31 protein-coding genes are annotated in these 22,125 nt (G+C 60.1%); 5 read left to right on the top strand and 26 right to left on the bottom strand.

Annotation, left to right across the window (positions count from 1 at the left end):
* Nucleotides 1–257 precede the first annotated feature (257 nt).
* A complete protein-coding gene (locus tag M8997_RS06175; RefSeq protein ID WP_250018600.1) occupies nt 258–713 on the top strand; it encodes a MaoC family dehydratase in 456 nt (151 codons plus the stop codon).
* Nucleotides 713–1,576 carry a CoA ester lyase gene (locus M8997_RS06180; RefSeq protein ID WP_250018599.1) on the top strand — a complete coding sequence of 288 codons (864 nt, stop codon included), beginning with the start codon at nt 713–715 and terminating at the stop codon, nt 1,574–1,576. The genes M8997_RS06175 and M8997_RS06180 overlap by 1 nt, the downstream gene beginning before the upstream one ends.
* Nucleotides 1,577–1,592: 16 nt before the next feature.
* Here M8997_RS06180 and M8997_RS06185 read toward each other — a convergent pair whose 3' ends face one another.
* Nucleotides 1,593–2,180 carry a nitroreductase gene (locus tag M8997_RS06185; protein ID WP_250018765.1) on the bottom strand — a complete coding sequence of 196 codons (588 nt, stop codon included), beginning with the start codon at nt 2,178–2,180 and terminating at the stop codon, nt 1,593–1,595.
* Nucleotides 2,181–2,327: 147 nt separating this feature from the next.
* Between M8997_RS06185 and M8997_RS06190 the strand changes: the two genes are divergently transcribed.
* Nucleotides 2,328–3,344, top strand: coding sequence for a hypothetical protein (locus M8997_RS06190; protein ID WP_250018598.1), 1,017 nt, complete (start codon nt 2,328–2,330; stop codon nt 3,342–3,344).
* Between the two features lie 15 nt (nt 3,345–3,359).
* On the opposite strand, the gene M8997_RS06195 is transcribed toward M8997_RS06190, so the two are convergent.
* The 4 genes from M8997_RS06195 to M8997_RS06210 form a co-directional block, all read right to left on the bottom strand.
* Nucleotides 3,360–4,220, bottom strand: a complete 861-nt coding sequence (locus tag M8997_RS06195) for a lysophospholipid acyltransferase family protein (protein WP_252597183.1) — start codon at nt 4,218–4,220, stop codon at nt 3,360–3,362.
* A gap of 19 nt (nt 4,221–4,239) precedes the next feature.
* The gene (thrS, locus tag M8997_RS06200; RefSeq protein WP_250018596.1) at nt 4,240–6,234 is read right to left on the bottom strand and encodes a threonine--tRNA ligase; all 1,995 of its coding nucleotides are present in this window, start codon (nt 6,232–6,234) and stop codon (nt 4,240–4,242) included.
* A gap of 136 nt (nt 6,235–6,370) precedes the next feature.
* The gene (locus M8997_RS06205; RefSeq protein ID WP_250018595.1) at nt 6,371–7,681 is read right to left on the bottom strand and encodes a replication-associated recombination protein A; all 1,311 of its coding nucleotides are present in this window, start codon (nt 7,679–7,681) and stop codon (nt 6,371–6,373) included.
* A 1-nt stretch (nt 7,682) separates the two neighbouring features.
* Nucleotides 7,683–9,107: a DegQ family serine endoprotease gene (locus M8997_RS06210; RefSeq protein ID WP_371929511.1), complete on the bottom strand. Its 1,425-nt coding sequence runs from the start codon at nt 9,105–9,107 to the stop codon at nt 7,683–7,685.
* Between the two features lie 183 nt (nt 9,108–9,290).
* Between M8997_RS06210 and M8997_RS06215 the strand changes: the two genes are divergently transcribed.
* Together M8997_RS06215 and M8997_RS06220 are read left to right on the top strand one after the other, a co-directional pair.
* A complete protein-coding gene (locus M8997_RS06215; RefSeq protein WP_250018764.1) occupies nt 9,291–10,073 on the top strand; it encodes an AraC family transcriptional regulator in 783 nt (260 codons plus the stop codon).
* A gap of 72 nt (nt 10,074–10,145) precedes the next feature.
* On the top strand, nt 10,146–10,760 hold the full coding sequence (locus M8997_RS06220) for a LysE family translocator (protein WP_250018593.1): 615 nt from the start codon (nt 10,146–10,148) through the stop codon (nt 10,758–10,760).
* A gap of 98 nt (nt 10,761–10,858) precedes the next feature.
* Here M8997_RS06220 and rplQ read toward each other — a convergent pair whose 3' ends face one another.
* From rplQ to rplV, 21 genes are all read right to left on the bottom strand, one after another.
* Nucleotides 10,859–11,287 (bottom strand): 50S ribosomal protein L17, encoded by a 429-nt coding sequence (rplQ, locus tag M8997_RS06225; protein WP_250018592.1) that lies wholly within the window; start codon nt 11,285–11,287, stop codon nt 10,859–10,861.
* Between the two features lie 68 nt (nt 11,288–11,355).
* Nucleotides 11,356–12,369, bottom strand: a complete 1,014-nt coding sequence (locus M8997_RS06230; protein WP_250018591.1) for a DNA-directed RNA polymerase subunit alpha — start codon at nt 12,367–12,369, stop codon at nt 11,356–11,358.
* A 109-nt stretch (nt 12,370–12,478) separates the two neighbouring features.
* Nucleotides 12,479–12,868, bottom strand: coding sequence for a 30S ribosomal protein S11 (gene rpsK, locus M8997_RS06235; protein WP_008124952.1), 390 nt, complete (start codon nt 12,866–12,868; stop codon nt 12,479–12,481).
* Nucleotides 12,869–12,997: 129 nt separating this feature from the next.
* On the bottom strand, nt 12,998–13,366 hold the full coding sequence (gene rpsM, locus M8997_RS06240; RefSeq protein WP_250018590.1) for a 30S ribosomal protein S13: 369 nt from the start codon (nt 13,364–13,366) through the stop codon (nt 12,998–13,000).
* A 207-nt stretch (nt 13,367–13,573) separates the two neighbouring features.
* Nucleotides 13,574–14,224, bottom strand: a complete 651-nt coding sequence (locus M8997_RS06245) for an adenylate kinase (protein ID WP_250018589.1) — start codon at nt 14,222–14,224, stop codon at nt 13,574–13,576.
* Nucleotides 14,221–15,561, bottom strand: a complete 1,341-nt coding sequence (gene secY, locus M8997_RS06250; RefSeq protein WP_250018588.1) for a preprotein translocase subunit SecY — start codon at nt 15,559–15,561, stop codon at nt 14,221–14,223. Before secY ends, M8997_RS06245 begins: the two co-directional genes overlap by 4 nt.
* 134 nt (nt 15,562–15,695) lie before the next feature.
* Complete coding sequence (gene rplO, locus M8997_RS06255; RefSeq protein ID WP_250018587.1) at nt 15,696–16,172, bottom strand: 50S ribosomal protein L15; 477 nt, start codon at nt 16,170–16,172, stop codon at nt 15,696–15,698.
* A gap of 16 nt (nt 16,173–16,188) precedes the next feature.
* The gene (rpmD, locus tag M8997_RS06260) at nt 16,189–16,389 is read right to left on the bottom strand and encodes a 50S ribosomal protein L30 (RefSeq protein WP_250018586.1); all 201 of its coding nucleotides are present in this window, start codon (nt 16,387–16,389) and stop codon (nt 16,189–16,191) included.
* Between the two features lie 66 nt (nt 16,390–16,455).
* Nucleotides 16,456–17,019, bottom strand: coding sequence for a 30S ribosomal protein S5 (gene rpsE, locus M8997_RS06265; protein ID WP_091922984.1), 564 nt, complete (start codon nt 17,017–17,019; stop codon nt 16,456–16,458).
* 77 nt (nt 17,020–17,096) lie between these two features.
* Nucleotides 17,097–17,459, bottom strand: coding sequence for a 50S ribosomal protein L18 (gene rplR, locus M8997_RS06270; protein WP_250018585.1), 363 nt, complete (start codon nt 17,457–17,459; stop codon nt 17,097–17,099).
* A 12-nt stretch (nt 17,460–17,471) separates the two neighbouring features.
* Entirely contained in the window at nt 17,472–18,005 is a 534-nt protein-coding gene (gene rplF, locus M8997_RS06275; RefSeq protein WP_250018584.1) for a 50S ribosomal protein L6, read from the bottom strand.
* 38 nt (nt 18,006–18,043) lie between these two features.
* Nucleotides 18,044–18,442 carry a 30S ribosomal protein S8 gene (gene rpsH, locus M8997_RS06280; RefSeq protein WP_250018583.1) on the bottom strand — a complete coding sequence of 133 codons (399 nt, stop codon included), beginning with the start codon at nt 18,440–18,442 and terminating at the stop codon, nt 18,044–18,046.
* A 12-nt stretch (nt 18,443–18,454) separates the two neighbouring features.
* Nucleotides 18,455–18,760, bottom strand: a complete 306-nt coding sequence (gene rpsN, locus M8997_RS06285; protein ID WP_099999155.1) for a 30S ribosomal protein S14 — start codon at nt 18,758–18,760, stop codon at nt 18,455–18,457.
* A 25-nt stretch (nt 18,761–18,785) separates the two neighbouring features.
* The gene (rplE, locus tag M8997_RS06290) at nt 18,786–19,343 is read right to left on the bottom strand and encodes a 50S ribosomal protein L5 (protein ID WP_250018582.1); all 558 of its coding nucleotides are present in this window, start codon (nt 19,341–19,343) and stop codon (nt 18,786–18,788) included.
* Nucleotides 19,336–19,647, bottom strand: coding sequence for a 50S ribosomal protein L24 (rplX, locus tag M8997_RS06295; protein WP_250018581.1), 312 nt, complete (start codon nt 19,645–19,647; stop codon nt 19,336–19,338). The genes rplE and rplX overlap by 8 nt, the downstream gene beginning before the upstream one ends.
* Nucleotides 19,648–19,657: 10 nt before the next feature.
* Nucleotides 19,658–20,026 carry a 50S ribosomal protein L14 gene (gene rplN / locus M8997_RS06300; protein ID WP_008124924.1) on the bottom strand — a complete coding sequence of 123 codons (369 nt, stop codon included), beginning with the start codon at nt 20,024–20,026 and terminating at the stop codon, nt 19,658–19,660.
* Between the two features lie 79 nt (nt 20,027–20,105).
* Nucleotides 20,106–20,348, bottom strand: coding sequence for a 30S ribosomal protein S17 (gene rpsQ / locus M8997_RS06305; RefSeq protein WP_250018580.1), 243 nt, complete (start codon nt 20,346–20,348; stop codon nt 20,106–20,108).
* Between the two features lie 11 nt (nt 20,349–20,359).
* Nucleotides 20,360–20,560, bottom strand: a complete 201-nt coding sequence (rpmC, locus tag M8997_RS06310; RefSeq protein WP_250018763.1) for a 50S ribosomal protein L29 — start codon at nt 20,558–20,560, stop codon at nt 20,360–20,362.
* 11 nt (nt 20,561–20,571) lie between these two features.
* Nucleotides 20,572–20,985: a 50S ribosomal protein L16 gene (gene rplP, locus M8997_RS06315; RefSeq protein WP_099999160.1), complete on the bottom strand. Its 414-nt coding sequence runs from the start codon at nt 20,983–20,985 to the stop codon at nt 20,572–20,574.
* A 41-nt stretch (nt 20,986–21,026) separates the two neighbouring features.
* Nucleotides 21,027–21,734, bottom strand: a complete 708-nt coding sequence (gene rpsC / locus M8997_RS06320) for a 30S ribosomal protein S3 (protein ID WP_250018579.1) — start codon at nt 21,732–21,734, stop codon at nt 21,027–21,029.
* Nucleotides 21,734–22,123 (bottom strand): 50S ribosomal protein L22, encoded by a 390-nt coding sequence (gene rplV / locus M8997_RS06325; protein ID WP_250018578.1) that lies wholly within the window; start codon nt 22,121–22,123, stop codon nt 21,734–21,736. The genes rpsC and rplV overlap by 1 nt, the downstream gene beginning before the upstream one ends.
* Between the last annotated feature and the right edge of the window lie 2 nt (nt 22,124–22,125).

A 22,125-nucleotide genomic window follows, 5' to 3' on the forward strand; every position in this document is an offset into this window, starting at 1 on the left:
ACGTTATTAAGACAGGCGTTTTCACTCCACCATGCGGCGACGAGGCGTTTCGGAGCGGACAAAAAAGCAATGTCGCGCCGATGCGGGCGAAACGGCAGACGGAATTATTCAAAGCGCTGCCCGATTTTGTAATAAAATGCCGGCGCCGGGCGGTCTGTTCACGCTGCGGGCCGTTGCGTCATGCTCGGCGGAACACAAGAAGCTGCTTTAAAACGAAATTTGCTCTAGTCTTTCGCGGATTCGGCGGAGGAGAGAACATGGCAGGACTATATTTGGAAGATTTCGAGATTGGCCGGACCTTCCAGCACCCGTTGCGCAAGACGGTGACGGAGAGCGACAACGTGCTCTTTTCCGCCATGACGCTGAACCCGCAACCGCTGCACATAGACTTCGATTTTGCCGCCAAGAGCGAATGGGGACAGCCGCTGGTCAATTCGCTGTTCACGCTCGGCCTGATGATCGGAATTTCCGTCAACGACACCACCATCGGCACCACCATCGCCAATCTTGGCATGACCGATGTCACATTCCCCTCGCCGCTGTTCCATGGCGACACGGTGAGGGTCGAGACGCAGGTGATCTCGGCGCGCGCATCGAAGTCGAAGCCTGACCGCGGCATTGTCGAGTTCGAACACCGGGCATTCAACCAGCATGGCGTGCTCGTCGCCAGATGCACCCGGCAGGCGATGATGCGGTCGCGGAGCGCCGCCTGATGCGCTCGCTGCTGTTCGTGCCGGGCGATTCTGAAAGGAAACTCGAGAAATCGCTCGCGAGCGGGGCCGACGTCCTGATTGTCGATCTCGAGGATTCCGTCAGTCCGGAGCGAAAATCGGTGGCGCGCGAGATCGCCGGCAGCTTCCTGCGCGGGCTGGAGAGGCCGGCATCGCAGCGGCTCTTCGTGCGCATCAACGATCTAGAGAGCGGGCTGGCCGATGACGACCTCGCGGCGCTGGTCGCGGCGGGCCCCGACGGCATTCTCCTGCCCAAGGCCGAGAGCGGACGCGACGTGACCCGGCTGGCCGCCAAGCTCAATTTGCACGAGGCGCGGGCCGGGATCGACGAGGGCGTCACTGAAATCATCGCCATCATCACGGAAACGGCGCTCGGCACCTTGTCCACCGCCACCTATGCCGGCTCCTCGGCAAGGCTCGCAGGCCTGAGCTGGGGCGCGGAAGATCTTTCGGCGGCGATCGGCGCGCGCAACGCACGGGACGAAACAGGTACCTACACGGATGTCTTCAGGCTGGCCCGCGCCCTGACGATCCTTGGCGCAGCTGCCGCGCAGACGACCGCCATCGATACGGTCTTTGTCGACTACCGCGACGAACAGGGCCTGCGCCGGGAATGCGCAGATGCCGAGAGGGATGGATTTACCGCCAAACTCGCCATTCATCCGGCACAGGTGGCGATCATAAACGAGATGTTCACGCCCTCGCCGCAGGCGGTCGAGGAAGCCCGCAAGATCGTGGCGGCCTTTGCCTCCGATCCTTCCGCCGGCGTCATCGGCATAGACGGCAAGATGTTCGACCGGCCGCATCTGCGGCGCGCGGAACGCCTTCTGGCGCGCGCGGGCTGAGCTTACTGCTGGAACCCTAGCCCTTCCAGGGGCCGCCATATTCGGACAGGATCGCATCGATCTCCGGCCGCGGGCGCTCCGGCACCTTCTGGCCGCAGCTGCCGATATGGACGAAGCCCGTTACCCGCTCATGCGGGGCGAGGCCCAGCAATTGGCGGCCTTTCTCGTCCGAGGAATACCAGTTGGTGATCCAGTTGGTGGCATAGCCGAGCGCATTGGCGGCAAGGCAGAGCTTCATCGCCGCCGCACCGGAGGACAGAAACTGCTCCCATTCGGGGATGTGATGCTCGACGGGGGTGAAGATGACGCCAATGACCAGCGGCGCGCGCGCGAAGCGCTTCAGCTCCTGTTCGCGGCGCTGCTCCGTCAGCGGCCCCTCCCGCTCTTCCGCCAGATCCGCCAGATATTTCCCGACTTCCACCCGCGCGTCGCCCCGGTAGAGCATGAAGCGCCATGGCGTGAGCCGGCCATGATCGGGCACGCGCGATGCAATCCGGACGATCGTCCGGATTTCGTCGTCGGAGGGTCCCGGCTGGCCAATGGCCGAAATGGGCGTCGAACTGCGCGTGGAAAGAAAATCGATGAAAGGGTTGGGAGAAGACATGTTCATGATATCGGTTTGCAATCTGTTCTCTTTGGGTGGCGACAATGTGCCGGTTAAGCACGCCAGTAAACCCCATTGGCAATAAAAAGCCTTGAAATTGCCACCGGCTTCGGATCAAACGACAACATGGGGAAGTTCCAGAACAGGATGCGGAAATTCAGCGCGGTTTTTCGTGCTGCCATGGCGGCGGGTTTCGTCTGCGTGTTGGCCGGCCCGGTGGCGGCGCAACAGCTGGCGCCCGACTTTCCGGCAACCGAACCGCTCGGCGACCTGCCGAGTATTCCGCAGCTCAACGAATATGCCGATCCGGCAGCGCCGGCCAACAGTCCGCTGGCGAGCCAGAACACGTCCAATCTCACGCTATCGGCGAAACTGACCGAGGATGGCGATTCGATCAGCCGCGGACTGGTCTGGCGCGTCTTTTCGCCCGAGCCCGGCGCCGACGGCAAGCTGGCGCTGCTGGCGACCGCCAAGGGCGGCTCGACCTCGTTCGAGCTTGCGCCGGGAAGCTACCTCATCCACGTTGCCTTCGGCCGCGCCGGAGCGACAAAACGGATCTCCATGACGCGCGCCAAGCGCAGCGAAACGATGATTCTCGACGCCGGCGGCATCAAGCTGAACGCCGTATTGTCGGGTGGCGGCCGCATACCGCCGGAGCGCCTGCGATTCTCCATCTATGAGGATCATGAAGATGCGAGTGGCGAGCGCGCGCTGATCATCCCGGCGGTGAAGCCCGACACCGTCGTGCGGCTGAACACCGGCACCTACCAGATCGTCTCGAATTACGGCACCGCCAATGCCGTCATCCGGTCCGACATCCGCGTCGAGGCGGGCAAGATCACCGAGGCGACCGTCGAACACCGGGCCGCCCTGCTGACGCTGAAGCTCGTCCGGGAAGCCGGCGGCGAGGCCCTGGCCGACACCGCATGGTCGGTGCTGACGACATCCGGCGACATCGTGCGCGAAAGCGTCGGCGCCTTCGCCTCGATGGTGCTCGCGGAGGGCGATTATGTGATCGTCGCCAAGAACAAGGACCGCATCTACCAGCGCGACTACAAGGTCGCTGCGGGCCGCAATCAGGATGTCGAGGTCATCGCGGCCGAAGGCGGCGGCACGACGGCCAGCGCCAATCGCCCGGCCGAAGGCGAAGAACCGCTGGATTGATCCAGCTACAGGCCGTCAGCGCCTGGAGCCGAGCGCGAATACCGCATCGTGAAGATGCTGGAGCAAGGCCTGCCGGTCGCGGATTTTCTCAAGCTGGTCCCAGGGCAATATTTCGCCGATCTGCACCCTGATCGCCTTGCCCGAGAGCCGGCGGAATTCACGGATGAGCAGCGACAGGCGCAATGTCATGGAAAACTTGCTCACGAGATGGAACAGCCAGCCATTCTGCCCGTGGAAATAGACCGGGATGACCGAGGCCTGCGCCTGGCGGATGAGCTTTGCCGGAAACATCTTCCACGGCAGGTCCTGCGCCTTGCCGAAACCCTTCCTTGCCGTCGCCACGCCGCCCGCGGGGAAGATGACGATGGTTACGCCCTCCTTCAGCAGGCGGGCCGCCTCGTGGCGGGTGGCCATATTCATTGCCAGCGCTTCCTTCGTCTCGTCGAAACAGATCGGCAAGGCGTAGGGGCGGATTTCCGGAACGCGCAAGAGGTCATTGTGGATCAGCACGCGGAACGGGCGGCCGAGCTGTTCCGCAAGAGCCAGCGCCGCAATGCCGTCGCCAATGCCGAAAGGATGGTTTGCGATCATCACGATGGGATCGCGCGGCAGATCTGCAGGCGGCCACTGGTCCGGGCCTTCGAGCCGGATATCGATCAGCTCGAGCATGTCGCGGAACACGTTGCGGCCGGCGGGCACGATCTCCCTGCGCCAGATCTCGTATAGTTCGACGAAATGATTGCGCCCGGAGATGGTTTCGATCGAGCGGATGAACCACTGCGTCAACCGATGCTGCGTCTCGTTGGCATAGGAGAGTTCTGAGAATTGCACGATGATCCCCGGCAGATTGGATGCGCGATTTTCGCGCATCCGCATGACAGTTTGATGAAACCGCCTATTCGTCCATACCTGCCGCGATGCGGGCAAGATCCGGGGGGGTCGCTTCGGCAACCAGTTGCCGGATGGCTTCGTCGAGCGACAGCGACGTCTGGGCCTGCGAGCCCAGCCGGCGAATGTTCACCGACTGCTCCTCGGCCTCGCGCATGCCGCAGACGAGAATGACCGGGACCTTCTGCAATGAATGCTCGCGCACCTTGTAGTTGATCTTCTCGTTGCGGAAATCGGTGATCACCTGCAGGCCGGCAGCCTTCAACCGCTTCGCGACCTGACGGCCATAATCGTCCGCCTCGGTCGTTATGGTGGCGACGACGACCTGCACCGGCGCGAACCAGAGCGGCATGTGGCCCGAGAAGTTCTCGATGAGGATGCCGAGGAACCGCTCCATCGAGCCGCAGATGGCGCGATGGATCATCACCGGCTGCTTCTTCTCCGAGGTGGAATCGATGTAGAACGCGCCGAAACGCTCCGGCAGGTTGAAATCCACCTGCGTCGTTCCGCATTGCCACTCGCGGCCGATGGCGTCCTTCAGCGTATATTCGAACTTCGGGCCGTAGAACGCGCCCTCGCCCGGCAATATGCCGGTCTTGATGTCGTTCGACTGGCGCTGGATCTGGTCCAGCACGCCCATCATGACGCTTTCGGCGCGGTCCCAGAGCTCGTCCGACCCGACGCGCTTTTCCGGCCGCGTGGAAAGCTTGATCGTGACTTCTTCGAAGCCGAAATCGCGATAGACCGAGAGGATCAGATCGTTGATCCGCAGGCACTCCGCCGTCATCTGCTCGTCGGTGCAGAATACGTGGGCATCGTCCTGCGTGAAGCCGCGAACGCGCATCAGCCCATGCAGCGCGCCCGAAGGCTCGTAGCGATGGACATTGCCGAACTCGGCGAGCCGTACCGGCAGGTCGCGGTAGGATTTGAGGCCGTGCTTGAAAATCTGCACATGGCCCGGGCAATTCATCGGCTTCAGCGCGAATACGCGGTCGTCATCCGTATCGTCGCCCGCCACCGTGACCTTGAACATGTTGTCCCGGTACCAGCTCCAATGGCCCGACGTCTCCCAGAGCGACTTGTCCAGCACCTGAGGCGCATTGACTTCGCTATAGCCGTGGCCATCCAGGCGGCGGCGCATATAGCTCACCAGGTTCTGGAACATCCGCCAGCCCTTGGCATGCCAGAACACGACCCCGGGGCCCTCTTCCTGGAAATGGAACAGGTCCATCTCGCGGCCGAGCCGCCGGTGATCGCGCTTCTCGGCCTCCTCCAGCATATGGAGATAGGCCTTCAGGTCGTTATCATTGGCAAAGGCGGTGCCATAGATGCGGCTCAGCATCGGATTGTTGCTGTCACCGCGCCAATAGGCGCCGGCAACCTTCATCAGCTTGAAGGAATTGCCGATCTGGCCCGTCGAAGCCATATGCGGGCCGCGGCACAGGTCGTACCAGTCGCCCTGCGCGTAGATCTTCAGGTCCTGCCCTTCGGGGATCGCATCGACCAGCTCGACCTTGTAGACCTCGCCCTTCTCGGCGAAAACCTTGCGTGCCTTCTCGCGCGACCAGATTTCCTTGGTGAAGGGTTTGTTGCGGGCGATGATTTCGCGCATCTTCTTTTCGATCAGCGCCAGATCGTCGAGCGTGAACGGCTCGTTGCGGGCGAAATCATAATAGAAACCGTTCTCGATGACCGGCCCGATCGTCACCTGCGTGCCGGGAAACAGCTCCTGCACGGCCTCCGCCAGGACGTGGGCGCAATCATGCCGGATCAGTTCCAGCGCGCGCGGGTCCTCGCGGGTCAAGATCTCGACCGCGCCGGACGCGCCGAGCGGGTCCGAAAGGTCGCGCACGGTGCCATCGACCACATAGGCGACAGCTTTCTTGGCCAGCGATTTCGAGATCGATTCGGCAAGTTCCGCGCCGGTCATGGCAGCGTCGTATTCGCGCTTCGAGCCATCGGGGAATTGCAATGAGACAGTTTTTGCAACTGCTTGAGACATGATCTGCTCCTATCCAGTCCCGCCAACGATTGCGGGTGGTGTTACCTGCGCTGGACCGTTCCAGCGCGCGGACTCATAAAACGTGTTCGCGCCAAGGTAAAGTATTGAAATGCCGCATGACGCCGCGCCTGAAGCTCTATCGGTTGCGTTCCTGCCGGAGCTTGTTCCAATAATCGAGGCGCTTGCGTATCTCCCGCTCGAAGCCGCGGTCCGGCGGCTCATAGAAGGTCTGCCGGCCCAGCGCTTCGGGGAAATAGTCCTGCCCCGAAAAGGCGTCGGGCTCGTCATGATCATAGGCGTAGCCCTGACCATAGCCCTCGCCTTTCATCAATTTGGTCGGCGCATTGAGAATGTGCTTCGGCGGCACGAGCGAACCATGCTGCTTCGCAGCCTGCATCGCGGCCTTGTAGGCGGTATAGACCGCATTGGATTTCGGTGCGGTCGCGAGATAGACGCATGCCTCCGCCAGCGCCAGCTCGCCTTCGGGCGAGCCGAGATAATCATAGGCATCCTTGGCAGCGTTGCAGATCACCAGCGCCTGCGGATCGGCAAGGCCAATGTCCTCGCTGGCCATGCGCACCAGCCGCCGTCCGAGATAAAGCGGGTCTTCGCCCGCGTCGAACATGCGGCAGAGATAATAGAGCGCAGCATCGGGATCGGAGCCGCGAACGGCCTTGTGCAGCGCCGATATGAGATTGTAGTGGCCGTCCTGGCTCTTGTCATAGACTGGCGCGCGCCGCTGCACGACTTCCTGCAACTGCCGCGCATCGAATATCTCGTCGCGGCGTGCCGCCCGCCAAACCTCCTCGGCCAGCGTCAGGATGGCGCGGCCATCGCCATCGGCCATGCGAACGAGACTGGCGCGCGCTTCCTCGTCGAGCGGCAATGCCTTGCCTTCATGCTGCTCGGCCCGCTCGAGCAAGGCGACGAGGCTCTGCGCATCATGCGGATGAAACACAAGCACGCGCGCCCGCGACAGGAGGGCGGCGTTGAGTTCGAATGAGGGGTTTTCTGTGGTCGCGCCGACGAGGATGATCGTTCCATCCTCCATCACGGGAAGAAAGGAATCCTGCTGGGCCCGATTGAAACGGTGGATCTCGTCGACGAAAAGCAGGGTCTGCCGCCCGGACATGCGACGCGAGCGCGCCATCTCGAAGACCTTTTTCAGGTCGGCGACACCGGAAAAGATCGCGGAAATCTGTTCGAAGGCCAGATTGGTCTCGTTCGCCAGCAGGCGCGCGACCGTGGTCTTGCCCGTACCCGGGGGGCCCCAGAAGATCATGGAGCCGAGCGAGCCGGAGTCGATCATGCGGGTCAGCACACCTTCCGGCCCGGTCAGATGATCCTGCCCGGTGACCTCCTTCAACGATCGCGGACGCAGCCGGTCCGCCAAAGGGCGGTTCCCGTCGGCGGTCGGATCGTCACTGGCGGAAAACAGATCGGCCATCTTAGCGGATTATCTGCCGAATGACGGTGCCGCCGCGTTCGAACTCGAACCGCCACAATATCGGGCTGTCCGACATGGCCGTGCTGAGATCGCTGATACTGGCGATCTTGGCGCCGTTGACGCCGCGCACGATATCGCCCGGACGAAGGCCGATCCGCGCGGCGGGCGATTCCGGATAGATCTTCTCCACTGCCACACCCTCGGTATCGTCCGGCAGGCCGAGGCGGCGGGCGCTTGCGGCCGAAAGTTTCACCACGAGAGCACCGGAAAGCGGGTTCTTGCCCTGTATCATCAACTGGTTGTCCGGCGAATCCGGATCCGGCTTCTGCAGCGTCACCGGCAGCGATTTCTGCTTGGACCGCGACAGAACGTCGAAAGTGACAGTCTTGCCGATACCGGCCGTCGTCATCCTGTAGCCCAGCGTATCGGGATTATCGACACGCACGCCGTCGATGTTCAACACGACATCGCCGACCTGCAAACCGCTCTTCGCCGCCGGGCCATCCTTCGTCACCGACGTTACCAGTGCGCCATAGGGCTGCTTCATGCCGAGGCTTTCCGCCACATCCGGCGTCACGCTCTGGAACGACGCGCCGATATAGGGCCGCTGGAACGTGTCGGCGCCGCCCTTTGCCGTCTCGACCACGGCGCGGACCATATTGGCGGGGATCGCAAAGCCGATGCCGATAGAACCGCCGGACCGGGAATAGATGGCGGTGTTGATGCCGATGAGTTCGCCATTCATGTCGACGAGCGCGCCGCCGGAATTGCCCGGATTGATGGCAGCATCCGTCTGGATGAAGAAATCGAAATCCGACACGCCGACGCGCGTGCGCGCCTGCGCCGAGACAATGCCGCTCGTCACGGTTTGCCCGACGCCGAACGGGTTGCCGATGGCAAGCACCAGGTCGCCGACTTCGACCTTGTCCGAATCGGCGAGCTTGACGAACGGCAAAGGCTCGCCCGCCTCGATCTTCAGGATGGCGAGATCGGTCGATTCATCCTTCAAAACCACCTTGGACTCGAATTCGCGCCCATCCGAGAGCGCGACCTTCACCGTATCCGCATCGCGGATAACATGATTATTGGTGACGATGATGCCGGAACTGTCGGCGATGACGCCGGAACCGAGCGAAGACTGCACGCGCGGCGGCCCGTTGAACCGCCGGCCGAAGAACTGCTCGAAAAACGGATCGCCTGCAAAGGGCGACGTGCTCTGAACGGCCTGGGCCGCATAGACATTGACCACGGCGCCGGCGGTCTGCTTGACAAGAGGCGCAAAGGACAGCTGCAATTCGGTGCGCGTCTGCGGCAGTTCCTTCTCGGCGGGCGCCGTCTGGCCGAAGGCCGGCACCGCCGCGCCAGCCAGGACGCCGGCGAGGATAGATGTGCAAACCAGTAGCGCACGCGCCGATGCAGCCATCATCAATCTCATATCCAACTCCATCCGGTGAATCACTTATCTGCTTGATCCAATGTGGTGATTATCGCCAGCAATACCAGCCGTCAAACGCAGCAAATTTGCGGCATGGCGGCCATTTCCGCGGCCGACGACAATGTTATACTAGGTCGGAGGGGAAAGACGTTGAAGCGAAAATCCGAATTCAAGATGCACCCGGCTGCCGACCGCCGAATTCATCTGGTCGAAGCCCGGAGCAACCATGTCTTTCCACGCCATTCCCATGAGCAATATGGCGTCGGCCTCATTTATCAGGGCGCGCAACGCTCGTTCAGCGGCCGCGGCATGGTCGAAGCCGGCGCCGGCCAGATCATCACCGTCAATCCCGGCGAGGTCCATGATGGCGCGCCGATCGACGACCGGGGCCGCTGCTGGCGCATGATCTATCTCGATCCGTCATTCGTCATGGAAATCCTCGCCGGGCAGATCGACGACGAGGTTCGCTCGGCGGAATTCATCCGTCCGGTGTTCGACGGCGATCGCTACCCGGCGCTGTTCCACCGGCTGTTCCTCGCCATGGCAACGCCAACGACATCGGCGATGCCGCTGCTGCGCGATGAACTGCTGGCGGAATTGCTGCCGGCAGCCATGGAACGGCGAACCGCCGCCCGCGCGGTCCCACCGCCGGTCAGCATGGCGCAAGCCATGATCGACGACGATCCCGCCGCCTCGTTCACCCTGGCGGAGCTCGCATCTGTCGCCGGTCTCAGCCGGTTTCAGTTGCTGAGGGGATTTGCGGCGGCGCTCGGCCTGACGCCCCATGCCTATCTCATGCAGCGCCGCGCGGATCTCGCACGACGCCTCATCCTTGGCGGCAACAGCCTAGCGGATGCCGCCGCGGCGAGCGGATTTGCCGACCAGAGCCATATGACGCGGGTCTTCATCCGCAAATACGGCATCTCGCCGGGCGATTATGCGAGAATTCGGGGCTGAGCTGCAATCCGGTTCAAGACGGGCGGCGGGGTTTCCGGTTCATTTCATGCACGATCCAAACTGGAGCAGAGCATGGAACCGGAATATCTCATCACCTCGTTCATCATCGTCGTCTCGCCGGGCACTGGCGTCGTCTATACTTTGGCCACGGGCCTCGCGCGCGGGGCACGCGCCGGCATTGCCGCCGCATTCGGCTGCACAATCGGCATTGTTCCGCACCTCGCCGCCGCCATTGGCGGCCTCGCGGCGGTGATGCACGCAAGCGCCACCGCCTTCAATGCGCTCAAGATCCTCGGCGTCGCCTATCTGATCTATATGGCCTGGAACACATTGCGCGAAGACGGGGTGCTGAACATTGACGGGCAATCGTCGGGAGGCACCTCGCACCTCAGGACTGCGACGACCGCCTTCCTCATCAATATTCTCAATCCGAAGCTGTCGATCTTCTTCCTCGCCTTCCTGCCGCAATTCATCATGCCAACCGAAGAGGACCCGTTGCGCCGCATGCTGGAGCTCGGGTCGATCTTCATGATCATGACCTTCGTCGTATTCGCGATCTATGGATTGTTTGCCGCAGCGGTGCGCGAGCGGGTGGTGTCGCGCCCTCGTATTCTCGCCTGGATGCGCCGCTCATTCGCGGCGGCTTTCGTGGCGCTCGGCATCAAGCTGGCCTTTGCCGGGCGCTGACGTCGGACCTGGAACCCGGCCGTGCGAGGTGCGCCTTGCATGGGCGCAAAGAAAAAGGGGGCTGAAAAGCCCCCTCTTCCAAACATATCAACTGCCGATCAAGCGGCTTCGGCTTCGCTTGCGCGTTCTGCCTCGACGCGAGCCAGATCACCGGCTCCCTTGGCATTCACATCGCGATCGACGAATTCGACAACTGCCAGCGGTGCATTGTCACCGGTGCGGAAGCCTGCCTTCATGATGCGGATGTAGCCGCCATTGCGCTGGCCATAGCGGGGCGCCAGCGTGTCGAACAGCTTGGCAACCAGCTTGACGTCGCGGATGGCCGAAATGGCCTGGCGACGAGCATGCAGGTCGCCGCGCTTGCCGAGCGTGACCAGCTTTTCAACGATTGGACGAATTTCCTTGGCCTTGGGCAGCGTTGTCACGATCTGCTCATGCTCGATCAGCGATGCAGCCATATTGGCAAACATCGCCTTGCGATGGCTGGCAGTCCGGTTAAGCTTGCGGCCTGAATTACCGTGGCGCATGAGCCTTCTCCTTCAATTCTTTCGGGCTCATTGCCCGGATTGTTATCGGGTTTCTAACCCGGTTGTTCTTAATATTGGTCTTCGTAACGCTTGGCGAGATCTTCGATGTTCTCCGGCGGCCATGCGGGCACTTCCATACCAAGATGGAGCCCCATGGAAGCCAGAACTTCCTTGATTTCGTTCAGCGACTTACGACCAAAATTCGGCGTGCGGAGCATTTCCGCTTCAGTCTTTTGAATGAGATCGCCGATGTAGACGATGTTGTCATTCTTCAGGCAGTTCGCAGAACGAACCGAAAGCTCGAGTTCGTCGACCTTCTTGAGCAAGGCAGGATTGAACGCAAGTTCGGTAACCTGTTCCTGCTGAACTTCCTTCTGCGGCTCGTCGAAATTGACGAAGATCGCCAGCTGGTCCTGAAGGATGCGTGCCGCATAGGCAACGGCGTCTTCGCCCGTGATCGACCCGTCGGTCTCGATCGAGAGGATCAGCTTGTCATAATCGAGAACCTGGCCCTCGCGGGTATTCTCGATCTTGTAAGACACCTTGCGGACCGGCGAATAGAGGCTGTCGACCGGGATCAGACCGATCGGCGCATCTTCGGCGCGGTTGCGATCAGCCGGGACGTAGCCCTTGCCGGTGTTGACGGTGAATTCCATGCGGATTTCAGCGCCCTCGTCCAGCGTGCAGATCACGTGGTCCGGATTGAGTATCTCGACATCGCCAACAGTCTGGATATCGCCGGCCGTTACGACGCCCGGGCCTTCCTTGCGGACGACCATGCGCTTCGGACCGTCGCTCTCCATGCGGATCGCGATTTCCTTGATGTTCAGTACGATGTCGGTGACATCTTCGCGAACACCCGGAATCGACGAGAATTCATGCAGAACGCCATCGATCTGAACAGCCGTCACGGCAGCGCCGCGCAGCGAAGACAACAGCACGCGGCGAAGGGCATTGCCCAGCGTCAAGCCATAGCCGCGTTCCAGCGGTTCGGCGACGACCGTTGCCTTGGTCTTCGAGCCGGAGGTCTGAAACTCGACCTTGTTCGGCTTGATCAATTCCTGCCAGTTCTTCTGGATCATCTAATTTTCCCTTATCCTTGCCTGTACCACCATCCAATCGTGGCATTGAGGCGTGGAAACCGCAGAGGAGCCCATAAAGGCTCATGCGATTATTCTGCAGCAAAAAAGACTATACGCGGCGACGCTTGCGCGGGCGGCAGCCATTGTGCGGAATTGGCGTCACGTCACGGATCGAAGTGATGGTGAAGCCGGCCGCCTGAAGGGCGCGCAGTGCCGACTCACGGCCGGAGCCGGGTCCGCAAACTTCAACTTCCAGCGAACGCATGCCATGTTCCTGCGCCTTCTTGGCGCAATCTTCTGCAGCCATCTGGGCGGCGAACGGGGTCGACTTGCGCGAGCCCTTGAAACCCTGGGCACCTGCGGACGACCAGGCAATCGCATTGCCCTGCGCATCCGTGATGGTGATCATCGTATTGTTGAATGTCGAATTGACGTGGGCAACGCCCGACGAAATGTTTTTCCGTTCGCGGCGGCGAACGCGCGTGGCTTCCTTGGCCATGGTAGTCCTTTCAATTGATCTCGACGCCTCCGTATTTCCAGAGGCTCCACCTGGTTTCATTTAAGGTGCGAAACCGGCACCGGTCTCTGCGAAAGCAGAACCGGCGCAGCGAACTGCGCCGGAATATGATTACTTCTTCTTGCCGGCGATTGCCTTGGCAGGTCCCTTGCGGGTGCGCGCATTGGTATGCGTGCGCTGGCCGCGGACCGGAAGCGAACGGCGATGGCGCAGGCCGCGATAGCAACCCAGATCCATCAGGCGCTTGATGTTCATCGATACTTCGCGACGCAGATCACCCTCGACCTGGTAGTCGCGGTCGATTGCTTCGCGGATCTGCAGCACTTCAGCGTCGGTCAACTGATTAACACGACGCTCTGCAGGAATGCCGACCTTGTCGACGATTTCCTGCGCAAACTTTTGACCAATCCCGTGAATGTACTGAAGCGCGATGACAACGCGCTTGTTCGTCGGGATGTTGACGCCAGCGATACGAGCCACGTCTGTTCTCCTTGTTGACCGGCAGAGCTGGACGACCAATGGCGGCCAGATGACGGGATGAAAAATACTATTCGGGACAAACACAAACGATCAGCCCCGAACCTGCTTTACCGGATCGGCGCCGACCGCTTCATATTCAAGCGAATTTGCGCCGTACTTGAAGGAATCGGCTTGAAAAGTCAACTCCTCCGATAGATTTTTGTCAGACTATAGATCCGACAGAACTTTTTCGATTGCGGCGGTGACCTCTTCGAAGTCCGCCATGCCATCGACTTTGCGCAGCTTGCCCTTGGCGTAGTAGTAGCCGATCAATGGCGAAGTCTGCTTGTAATAGGCTTCCAGCCTGGTCCGCACGGTCTCGGCATTGTCGTCGGGACGCCGCTTGAATTCGGTCGAGCCGCATTTGTCGCAGACACCTGCCACCTTGGGCTTCTTGTTGGTGTCGTGATAGCCCGTGCCGCATTTGGCGCAGGTGTAGCGGCCGGAAATCCGCTCGACGAGGACATTGTCATCCACTTCGAGTTCGACGACGCAATCGAGCTTGAGGCCCTTGTCCGCCAGCATGCGCTCGACGGCATCGGCCTGCACCAGCGTGCGCGGATAGCCGTCGAGAATGAAGCCATTGGCCGCATCCGGCTGGTCGATGCGCTCCGAGACGATCGCATTGACGATGTCGTCCGAGACGAGGTTGCCCGCATCCATGACGGCCTTGGCCTTGCGGCCGACTTCCGAGCCTGCACTCACCGCTTCTCGCAACATGTCCCCAGTCGAGAGTTGCGGTATGCCTAACTTTTCTACCAAGCGCTGAGACTGAGTTCCCTTACCTGCCCCCGGTGGTCCGAGAAGTATTAATCTCATCTGTTGCGTTTCCCCCCACGGAGCTTCGACTTCTTGATCAGTCCTTCATATTGATGCGCAATCAGGTGGCCCTGGATCTGCGCGACGGTATCGAGCGTGACGCTCACCACGATCAGCAACGAAGTGCCGCCGAGATAGAAGGGAACGCCGGCCCAGGAAATCAGGAACTCGGGCAGCATGCAGATGACCACGAGATAGATCGCGCCGAGAACCGTGATGCGGGTAAGAACGTAGTCGATATACTCCGCGGTACGCTCGCCGGGACGGATGCCGGGGATGAAGCCTGAATGTTTCTTCAGCTGGTCGGCCGTATCCTTCGGATTGAAGACGAGGGCCGTGTAGAAGAAGGCAAAGAACACGATCATCGCGGCGTAGAACAGCATGTAGGCAGGCTGGCCATGGCCGAGCGAAGACAGGATCGTCGTCGCCCATGCCGGCATTTCTGTCGTCTGCGCGAACCCGGCAATGGTTGCCGGCAGCAGCAGCAGCGACGACGCGAAGATCGGCGGAATGACGCCGGCCGTATTGAGCTTCAGCGGCAGGTGCGAAGTATCGCCCTGGAACATGCGGTTGCCGACCTGGCGCTTCGGATACTGGATCAGCAGCCGGCGCTGGGCACGCTCGACGAATACGATGATGCCGATGACGAGAACGGTCAGGACGATGATGGCGAGGATGATCGCCGTCGACAGCGCGCCGGTGCGGCCGAGTTCGAGCGTGCCCGAAATCGCCTGCGGCAGGTTGGCGACGATGCCCGAAAAGATGATCAGCGAGATACCGTTGCCGATGCCGCGCGCGGTGATCTGCTCACCGAGCCACATCAGGAACATGGTGCCGCCGACGAGCGTGATGACCGTCGAGAAGAGGAAGAATGGGCCCGGATCGGTGACGATGCCCTGGCTGCCCTGCAGACCGACCGCGATGGCATAGGCCTGCACCGTCGCCAGAAGCACGGTTCCGTAGCGCGTATATTGATTGATGACCTTGCGGCCCTGCTCGCCATCCTTCTTCAACTGCTCGAGCGCCGGAATGACCGAAGTCATCAGCTGCACGATGATCGAAGCGGAAATATACGGCATGATGCCGAGAGCGAAAATCGCCATGCGCTCGACCGCGCCACCGGCGAACATGTTGAACATGCCGAGAATGCCCTGGGCCTGGTTGTTGAAGGCTTGGGCGAAGGCGTTCAGATTGATGCCTGGCAGGGGGATATAGGTGCCGAGCCGGTAAACCAGCAATGCGCCGAGCGTAAACCAGATACGCTTCTTGAGCTCACTGGCTTTGGAAAAGGCAGAGAAATTGAGATTTGACGCGAGCTGTTCAGCGGCTGAGGCCATTATTGTCTCCGGTCTGGGCTCCAAGGAGCTCCGTCCTTGGCCCGATAGCGGGAATCGACGGTCCTATCCAGATATGTGCCTTTGCAAAAAGGTACAAGCGGCGATCATGAAGATCGCCGCCTGAACTGGCGTAATTATTCTGCAGCAGCTGGTGCTTCAGGCAGTTTGACGCTGCCGCCGGCCTTTTCGATCTTCTCGATCGCGGCCTTGGATGCGCCCGAAACCTCGAACGTCACGGCAGTCTTGATCTCGCCGTCCGACAGGAGGCGAACGCCGTCCTTGGCGCGGCGGATGACGCCGGCAGCCTTGAGCGTCTCGATGGTCACCGCAGCCTTCGGGTCGAGCTTCTTGGCATCGATGGCAGCCTGAATGCGGCCAACCGAAACCGTGTTGAAGTTCTTGGCGAAGATGTTGGTGAAACCGCGCTTCGGCAGGCGGCGGTAAAGCGGCATCTGGCCGCCTTCGAAACCGTTGATGGCAACGCCCGAACGCGACTTCTGACCCTTCACGCCACGGCCGGCAGTCTTGCCCGAACCGGAACCGATACCGCGACCGACGCGCTTGCGCGCCTTGGTTGCGCCTGGATTTTCACTCAGATCATTGAGTTTCATTTTTCTGTCTCCGGTCTCAAGCCTCGTCCACAACGCGGACGAGATGTTGAACCTTGGCAATCATACCGCGGACCGAAGGCGTATCTTCAAGCGTGCTGCGGCGATGCATTTTATTGAGGCCCAGGCCAACCAGCGTTGCACGCTGTTCTGCCGGACGGCGGATAGGGCTGCCGATCTGTTCGACGGTCAGCGTCTTACCCTTCTTCTTCTCAACCATGACTTTTGTCCTTTAGTCTACAGTTGGCGGGACCATGGTCCCTGCCCTACTGCGCCACAATCTGGCCTATTCTTCCGAACCGACCACGTCGCGGCGGCGAGCCTGCAGTGTCGAATACTTGATACCGCGCTGGGCAGCGATGTCCTTGGGGTGCATCTGGTGCTTGAGCGCATCGAACGTGGCGCGAACCATGTTGTACGGGTTCGACGAGCCGAGCGACTTTGCAACGACGTCCTGGACGCCGAGCGTCTCGAAAACGGCGCGCATCGGGCCACCGGCGATGATACCCGTACCGGCAGTTGCCGCGCGAAGCAGAACCTTGCCGGCGCCATGACGGCCTTCGACATCGTGATGAAGCGTACGGCCCGAACGCAGCGGAACGAAAATCATCTCGCGCTTGGCAGATTCAGTTGCCTTGCGGATGGCTTCCGGCACTTCGCGCGCCTTGCCATGCCCGAAACCGACGCGGCCCTTCTGATCGCCAACGACGACGAGAGCAGCAAAACCGAAACGCCGACCGCCCTTGACGACCTTGGCGACGCGGTTGATGTGTACGAGCTTGTCAACGAATTCGCTGTCGCGCTCTTCGTTGCGGCCGCGATCTTCGCGGCTTCTCTTTTCCTGTGCCATGCTCCTAATTCCTTTTTCTTTTCCGGTAGCACGAATGATAGCGAAGCCCGGCTATTGTCCGGGCTTCCGTTACAACGCTAGAAGCTGAGGCCAGCTTCGCGGGCGGCCTCGGCAAGCGCCTTCACACGGCCGTGGTAAATATAGGCACCACGATCGAAGATGACTTCCTTGACTCCGGCCTTCACGGCGCGCTCGGCTACGAGCTTGCCAATGAGCGCTGCTGCATCGGAATCCGCACCGGTCTTCAGCTTGCCCTTGAGGTCGGCTTCGAGCGTGGATGCAGATGCAATTGTGTGTCCACGCGCATCATCGATGATCTGCGCGTAGATATTCTTCGAAGAACGGTGGACGCTGAGCCGCGGACGGTCACCGGCAACCGCCTTGATCTGGCGGCGAACACGCGATGCGCGACGCTGAATGATTTCTTTCGGCGATGCCATGACACGAATTCCTTACTTCTTCTTACCTTCTTTGCGAACGATCTTCTCGCCCGCATATTTCACGCCCTTGCCCTTGTAGGGTTCCGGACCACGATATTCGCGGATCTCGGCAGCGACCTGGCCGACCTGCTGCTTGTCGATCCCGGTCACGACGATTTCCGTCGGCTTTGGAACCGCAACAGTGATGCCGGCTGGCACTTCGTAGATCACTTCATGGCTGAAGCCGAGCGACAGCTGCAGGTTCTTGCCCTGCATGGCCGCACGATAACCAACGCCATTGATCTCGAGACGCTTTTCGAAGCCGTCCTTCACACCGGTGAAGATGTTGACGACCATGGTGCGGCTCATGCCCCACTTGGAACGGGCGACCTTGGTGTTGTCACGCGGATTGACGCTGATGGCGCCATCCTCGAACTTGACCACCACATCGTCATTGGCGACGAAGGTGAGTTCACCCTTCGGGCCCTTGGCCTTGATGGTCTGACCTTCCACGCTGGCGGTGACGCCTTGCGGGACGGCCACGGGTTTTTTACCGATACGAGACATTTTTCAACCTGTCCGTTTCTTCCTGTTAAGCCCGCGCATTAGAATATGCGGCAGAGCAGCTCTCCACCAACATTCTGCTCACGCGCCTCGTGATCCGCCATGACGCCCTTCGGCGTGGAGAGGATCGAAATACCAAGGCCATTGGCAACCTGCGGGATCGACTTGACCGACACGTAAACGCGGCGACCGGGCTTCGAAATACGGGTAATCTCGCGAATTACCGGTACGTTCTCAAAATACTTCAGCTCGATTTCAAGCTCGGACTTGCCGTTCTCGAAATCCACCTGGCTGTATCCGCGGATATAACCTTCAGCCTGAAGAACATCCAGAACGCGGGCGCGCAGCTTGGAGGCAGGGGTCGAAACCTTGCCCTTCTTGCGCATGATTGCGTTACGGATGCGTGTCAGCATATCGCCGAGAGGATCTGTCATAGACATCGCTCTTCTCCCTTACCAGCTCGACTTCACGACGCCGGGCACCTGGCCGAGCGAACCCAGCTGGCGCAATGCGATACGCGACATTTTGATCTTGCGGTAGTAACCGCGCGGACGGCCCGACACTTCGCAACGATTGCGAATGCGAACCTTCGTGGAATTGCGTGGCAGCTCTGCCAGCTGGATGGTGGCGCGGAAGCGCTCATCCAGAGGAAGCGACTGGTTCATCACGATAGCCTTCAGGCGTGCGCGCTTTGCAGCGAAACGCTTTACCAGAAGCCCGCGGCGCTTGTTCTTTTCGACTGCGCTCGTCTTTGCCATTTCAAATACCTCGCTACGCTTGCCGTTACTGGCGGAACGGGAAGTTGAAGGCGCGCAGGAGAGCGCGTGCTTCATCATCCGTCTTTGCAGTCGTACAAACGATGATGTCCATGCCCCAGATCTGATCAACCTTGTCGTAGTTGATTTCCGGAAACACAATGTGTTCCTTGATGCCCATCGCATAATTGCCGCGACCATCAAAGCTCTTCGGGTTCAGACCGCGGAAGTCGCGAACGCGCGGCAGCGCGATCGTGATGAGGCGATCCAGGAATTCATACATGCGTTCCTTGCGAAGGGTGACCTTCGTGCCGATCGGCATGTGCTCGCGAACCTTGAAAGTCGCGATAGACTTACGGGCACGCGTAATAACCGGCTTCTGGCCGGCAATCAATGCCAGATCTTCAGCAGCCACTGTCGGCTTCTTCGAATCTGCCGTCGCCTCGCCGACGCCCATGTTCAGGACGACCTTGGTGATGCGCGGGATCTGCATCTCGTTTTCATATTTGAACTGCTCGAGAAGAGCCTTACGCACCACTTCCTGGTACTGCTTCTTCAAGCGTGGTTCGATCTTTGCATCAGCCATCGATCAGATCTCCAGAACGCTTTGCTACACGTACCTTCTTGCCATCTTCGAGGACCTTGAAGCCAACACGGGTCGGCTTGCCATCCTTGTCGGCAATAGCGATGTTCGACAGATGGAGCGGCGCCTCTTTCGAGATGATGCCTGCTTCCTGGTTCTGTGTCTGCTTCTGGTGACGCTTGACAACATTGACGCCGCGAACGAGCGCCTGCCCGTCCTTCGGCAAAACCTTGATTACTTCGCCGGTGCGGCCCTTGTCCTTACCAGCCAGAACGACAACGCGGTCGCCTTTACGGATCTTCTGCATCGTCTGCTCCTTACAAAACTTCTGGAGCCAGCGAGATGATCTTCATGTGGCTCTTGGCGCGCAATTCGCGCGGAACCGGTCCGAAGATACGTGTGCCGATAGGCTCTTTCTTGTTGTCGATCAAAACAGCAGCGTTCTTATCGAAACGGATAACGCTACCATCGGCGCGACGGATGTCCTTGGCCGTGCGAACAACCACAGCCTTCATCACATCACCCTTCTTAACGCGGCCGCGCGGAATTGCTTCCTTGATCGAAACGACAATAATGTCGCCGACCGAAGCATATTTCCGCTTCGAGCCGCCCAGCACCTTGATGCACATGACACGACGGGCGCCGGAATTATCCGCGACGTCGAGGTTTGTTTGCATCTGAATCATGACTAGCCGCCTTCTTCTTGTTCAACCGGACTGGGCTTTCCTTGCCCCTCGCGATTGTTGCGTACTTACATACAGATATTTAACTGGCCGGGGCGTCCGTTACGACTACCCAACGCTTGTCTTTCGAAATCGGCTTGGATTCCTGAATGGAAACCGTATCGCCAACCTTGAACTGGTTGCTTTCATCATGCGCCTTGTACTTCTTGGACTGGCGCACAGTCTTCTGGAGGAGCGGATGCGAATAGCGCCGCTCGACCTTGACCACAATGGTCTTGTCGTTCTTGTCGCTGACGACAACGCCCTGCAGAATGCGTTTAGGCATGGTTTTCTTCCTTAAGCCTTGCTCTCGACCGCTTTCTGGCGGGCGATCGTCTTGATGCGCGCGATATCGCGGCGGATCTGCCGAACGCGAGCGGTTTTTTCCAATTGGCCGGTCGCCTTCTGGAAGCGCAGGTTGAACTGCTCTTTCTTCAACGAACCCAATTCTTCATTCAACTGATCGAGGCTCATGGCCCGGACTTCTGCGGATTTCATAGCATCCACCCTTATTCTGCGATGCGCTGAATAAAGCGCGTCTTTACCGAAAGCTTTGCCGCTCCGAGGCGAAGAGCCTCACGAGCGATTTCTTCCGACACGCCGTCGAGCTCGAACATGACGCGGCCCGGTGCGACCCGCGATGCCCAATAATCCACCGAACCCTTACCCTTACCCATGCGGACTTCGGTAGGCTTCGATGTTACCGGCACATCCGGGAAAATCCGGATCCACACACGACCGGCACGCTTCATGTGACGGGTAATTGCACGGCGAGCGGCCTCGATCTCACGCGCGGTTACGCGGTTCGGTTCAAGGGCCTTCAGGCCGAAAGCACCAAAATTAAGATCCGTGCCGCCTTTCGACGCGCCGTGGATACGGCCCTTGAACTGCTTGCGGAACTTTGTGCGCTTAGGCTGCAGCATTGTTCTCTACTCCAAAATTCTCGATCCGGAAAGACGCTATTTTAAGCGTTTTCGCGGCGACGGTTCGAACCCTGATTGCTGTCGCCTTCAACCGCGCGGCGTTCGGAGGCCATCGGGTCGTGTTCAAGGATCTCGCCCTTGAATACCCAGACCTTGACGCCGCAGATGCCATAGGCGGTATGTGCTTCAGCAGTTCCGTAATCAATATCCGCACGAAGCGTATGCAGCGGCACGCGGCCTTCGCGATACCATTCCATACGAGCGATTTCCGCGCCGCCGAGACGGCCCGAGCAGTTGATGCGGATGCCTTCGGCTCCAAGACGCATCGCCGACTGAACGGCGCGCTTCATGGCGCGACGGAAAGCGACGCGGCGCTCGAGCTGCTGGGCGATCGACTGAGCGACCAGCGTTGCATCGGTCTCCGGCTTGCGGACTTCGACGATATTGAGCGTTGTGTCCGCATTGGTCATTTCCGACAGCTTGCGACGCAGCTTCTCGATATCGGCGCCCTTCTTGCCGATGATCAGGCCCGGACGGGCCGCATGGATCGTAACGCGGCACTTCTTGTGCGGACGCTCGATCACGACCTTCGAAATGGCAGCCTGCTTCAGTTCCTCGACCAGATACTTGCGGATCTTGAGGTCTTCATGCAGCAGCTTGCCGTATTCGCCCGTATTCGCATACCAACGCGAATCCCAGGTGCGGTTGATGCCGAGGCGGAAACCAACCGGATTAATCTTCTGGCCCATTATGCGGCCTCCCCTTTTTCCACTGCCTCGCGAACGACGATCGTCAGATGCGAGAATGGCTTCTCGATCCGGCTCGCCCGGCCGCGGCCACGTACGTGGAAGCGCTTCATCACGATTGACTTGCCTACATAGGCTTCAGCAACAACCAGAGCATCAACATCCAGGTCATGGTTGTTTTCTGCGTTGGCGATAGCTGATTCGAGCGTCTTTTTCACCGTGCCTGCGATCCGCTTGCGCGAAAATTCCAGATCGGCAAGAGCGGCGTTCACCTTCTTGCCACGGATGAGAGCAGCCACCAGATTGAGCTTCTGAGGGCTGATGCGGAGCGTGCGGGCAACGGCTTTCGCCTCGTTGTCCTTAAGCTGGCGCGGAGCCTTAGCCTTGCCCATCT

The organism is Phyllobacterium sp. 21LDTY02-6 (assembly GCF_023554255.2).
In the GTDB taxonomy this organism is placed as follows: Bacteria; Pseudomonadota; Alphaproteobacteria; order Rhizobiales; family Rhizobiaceae; genus Phyllobacterium.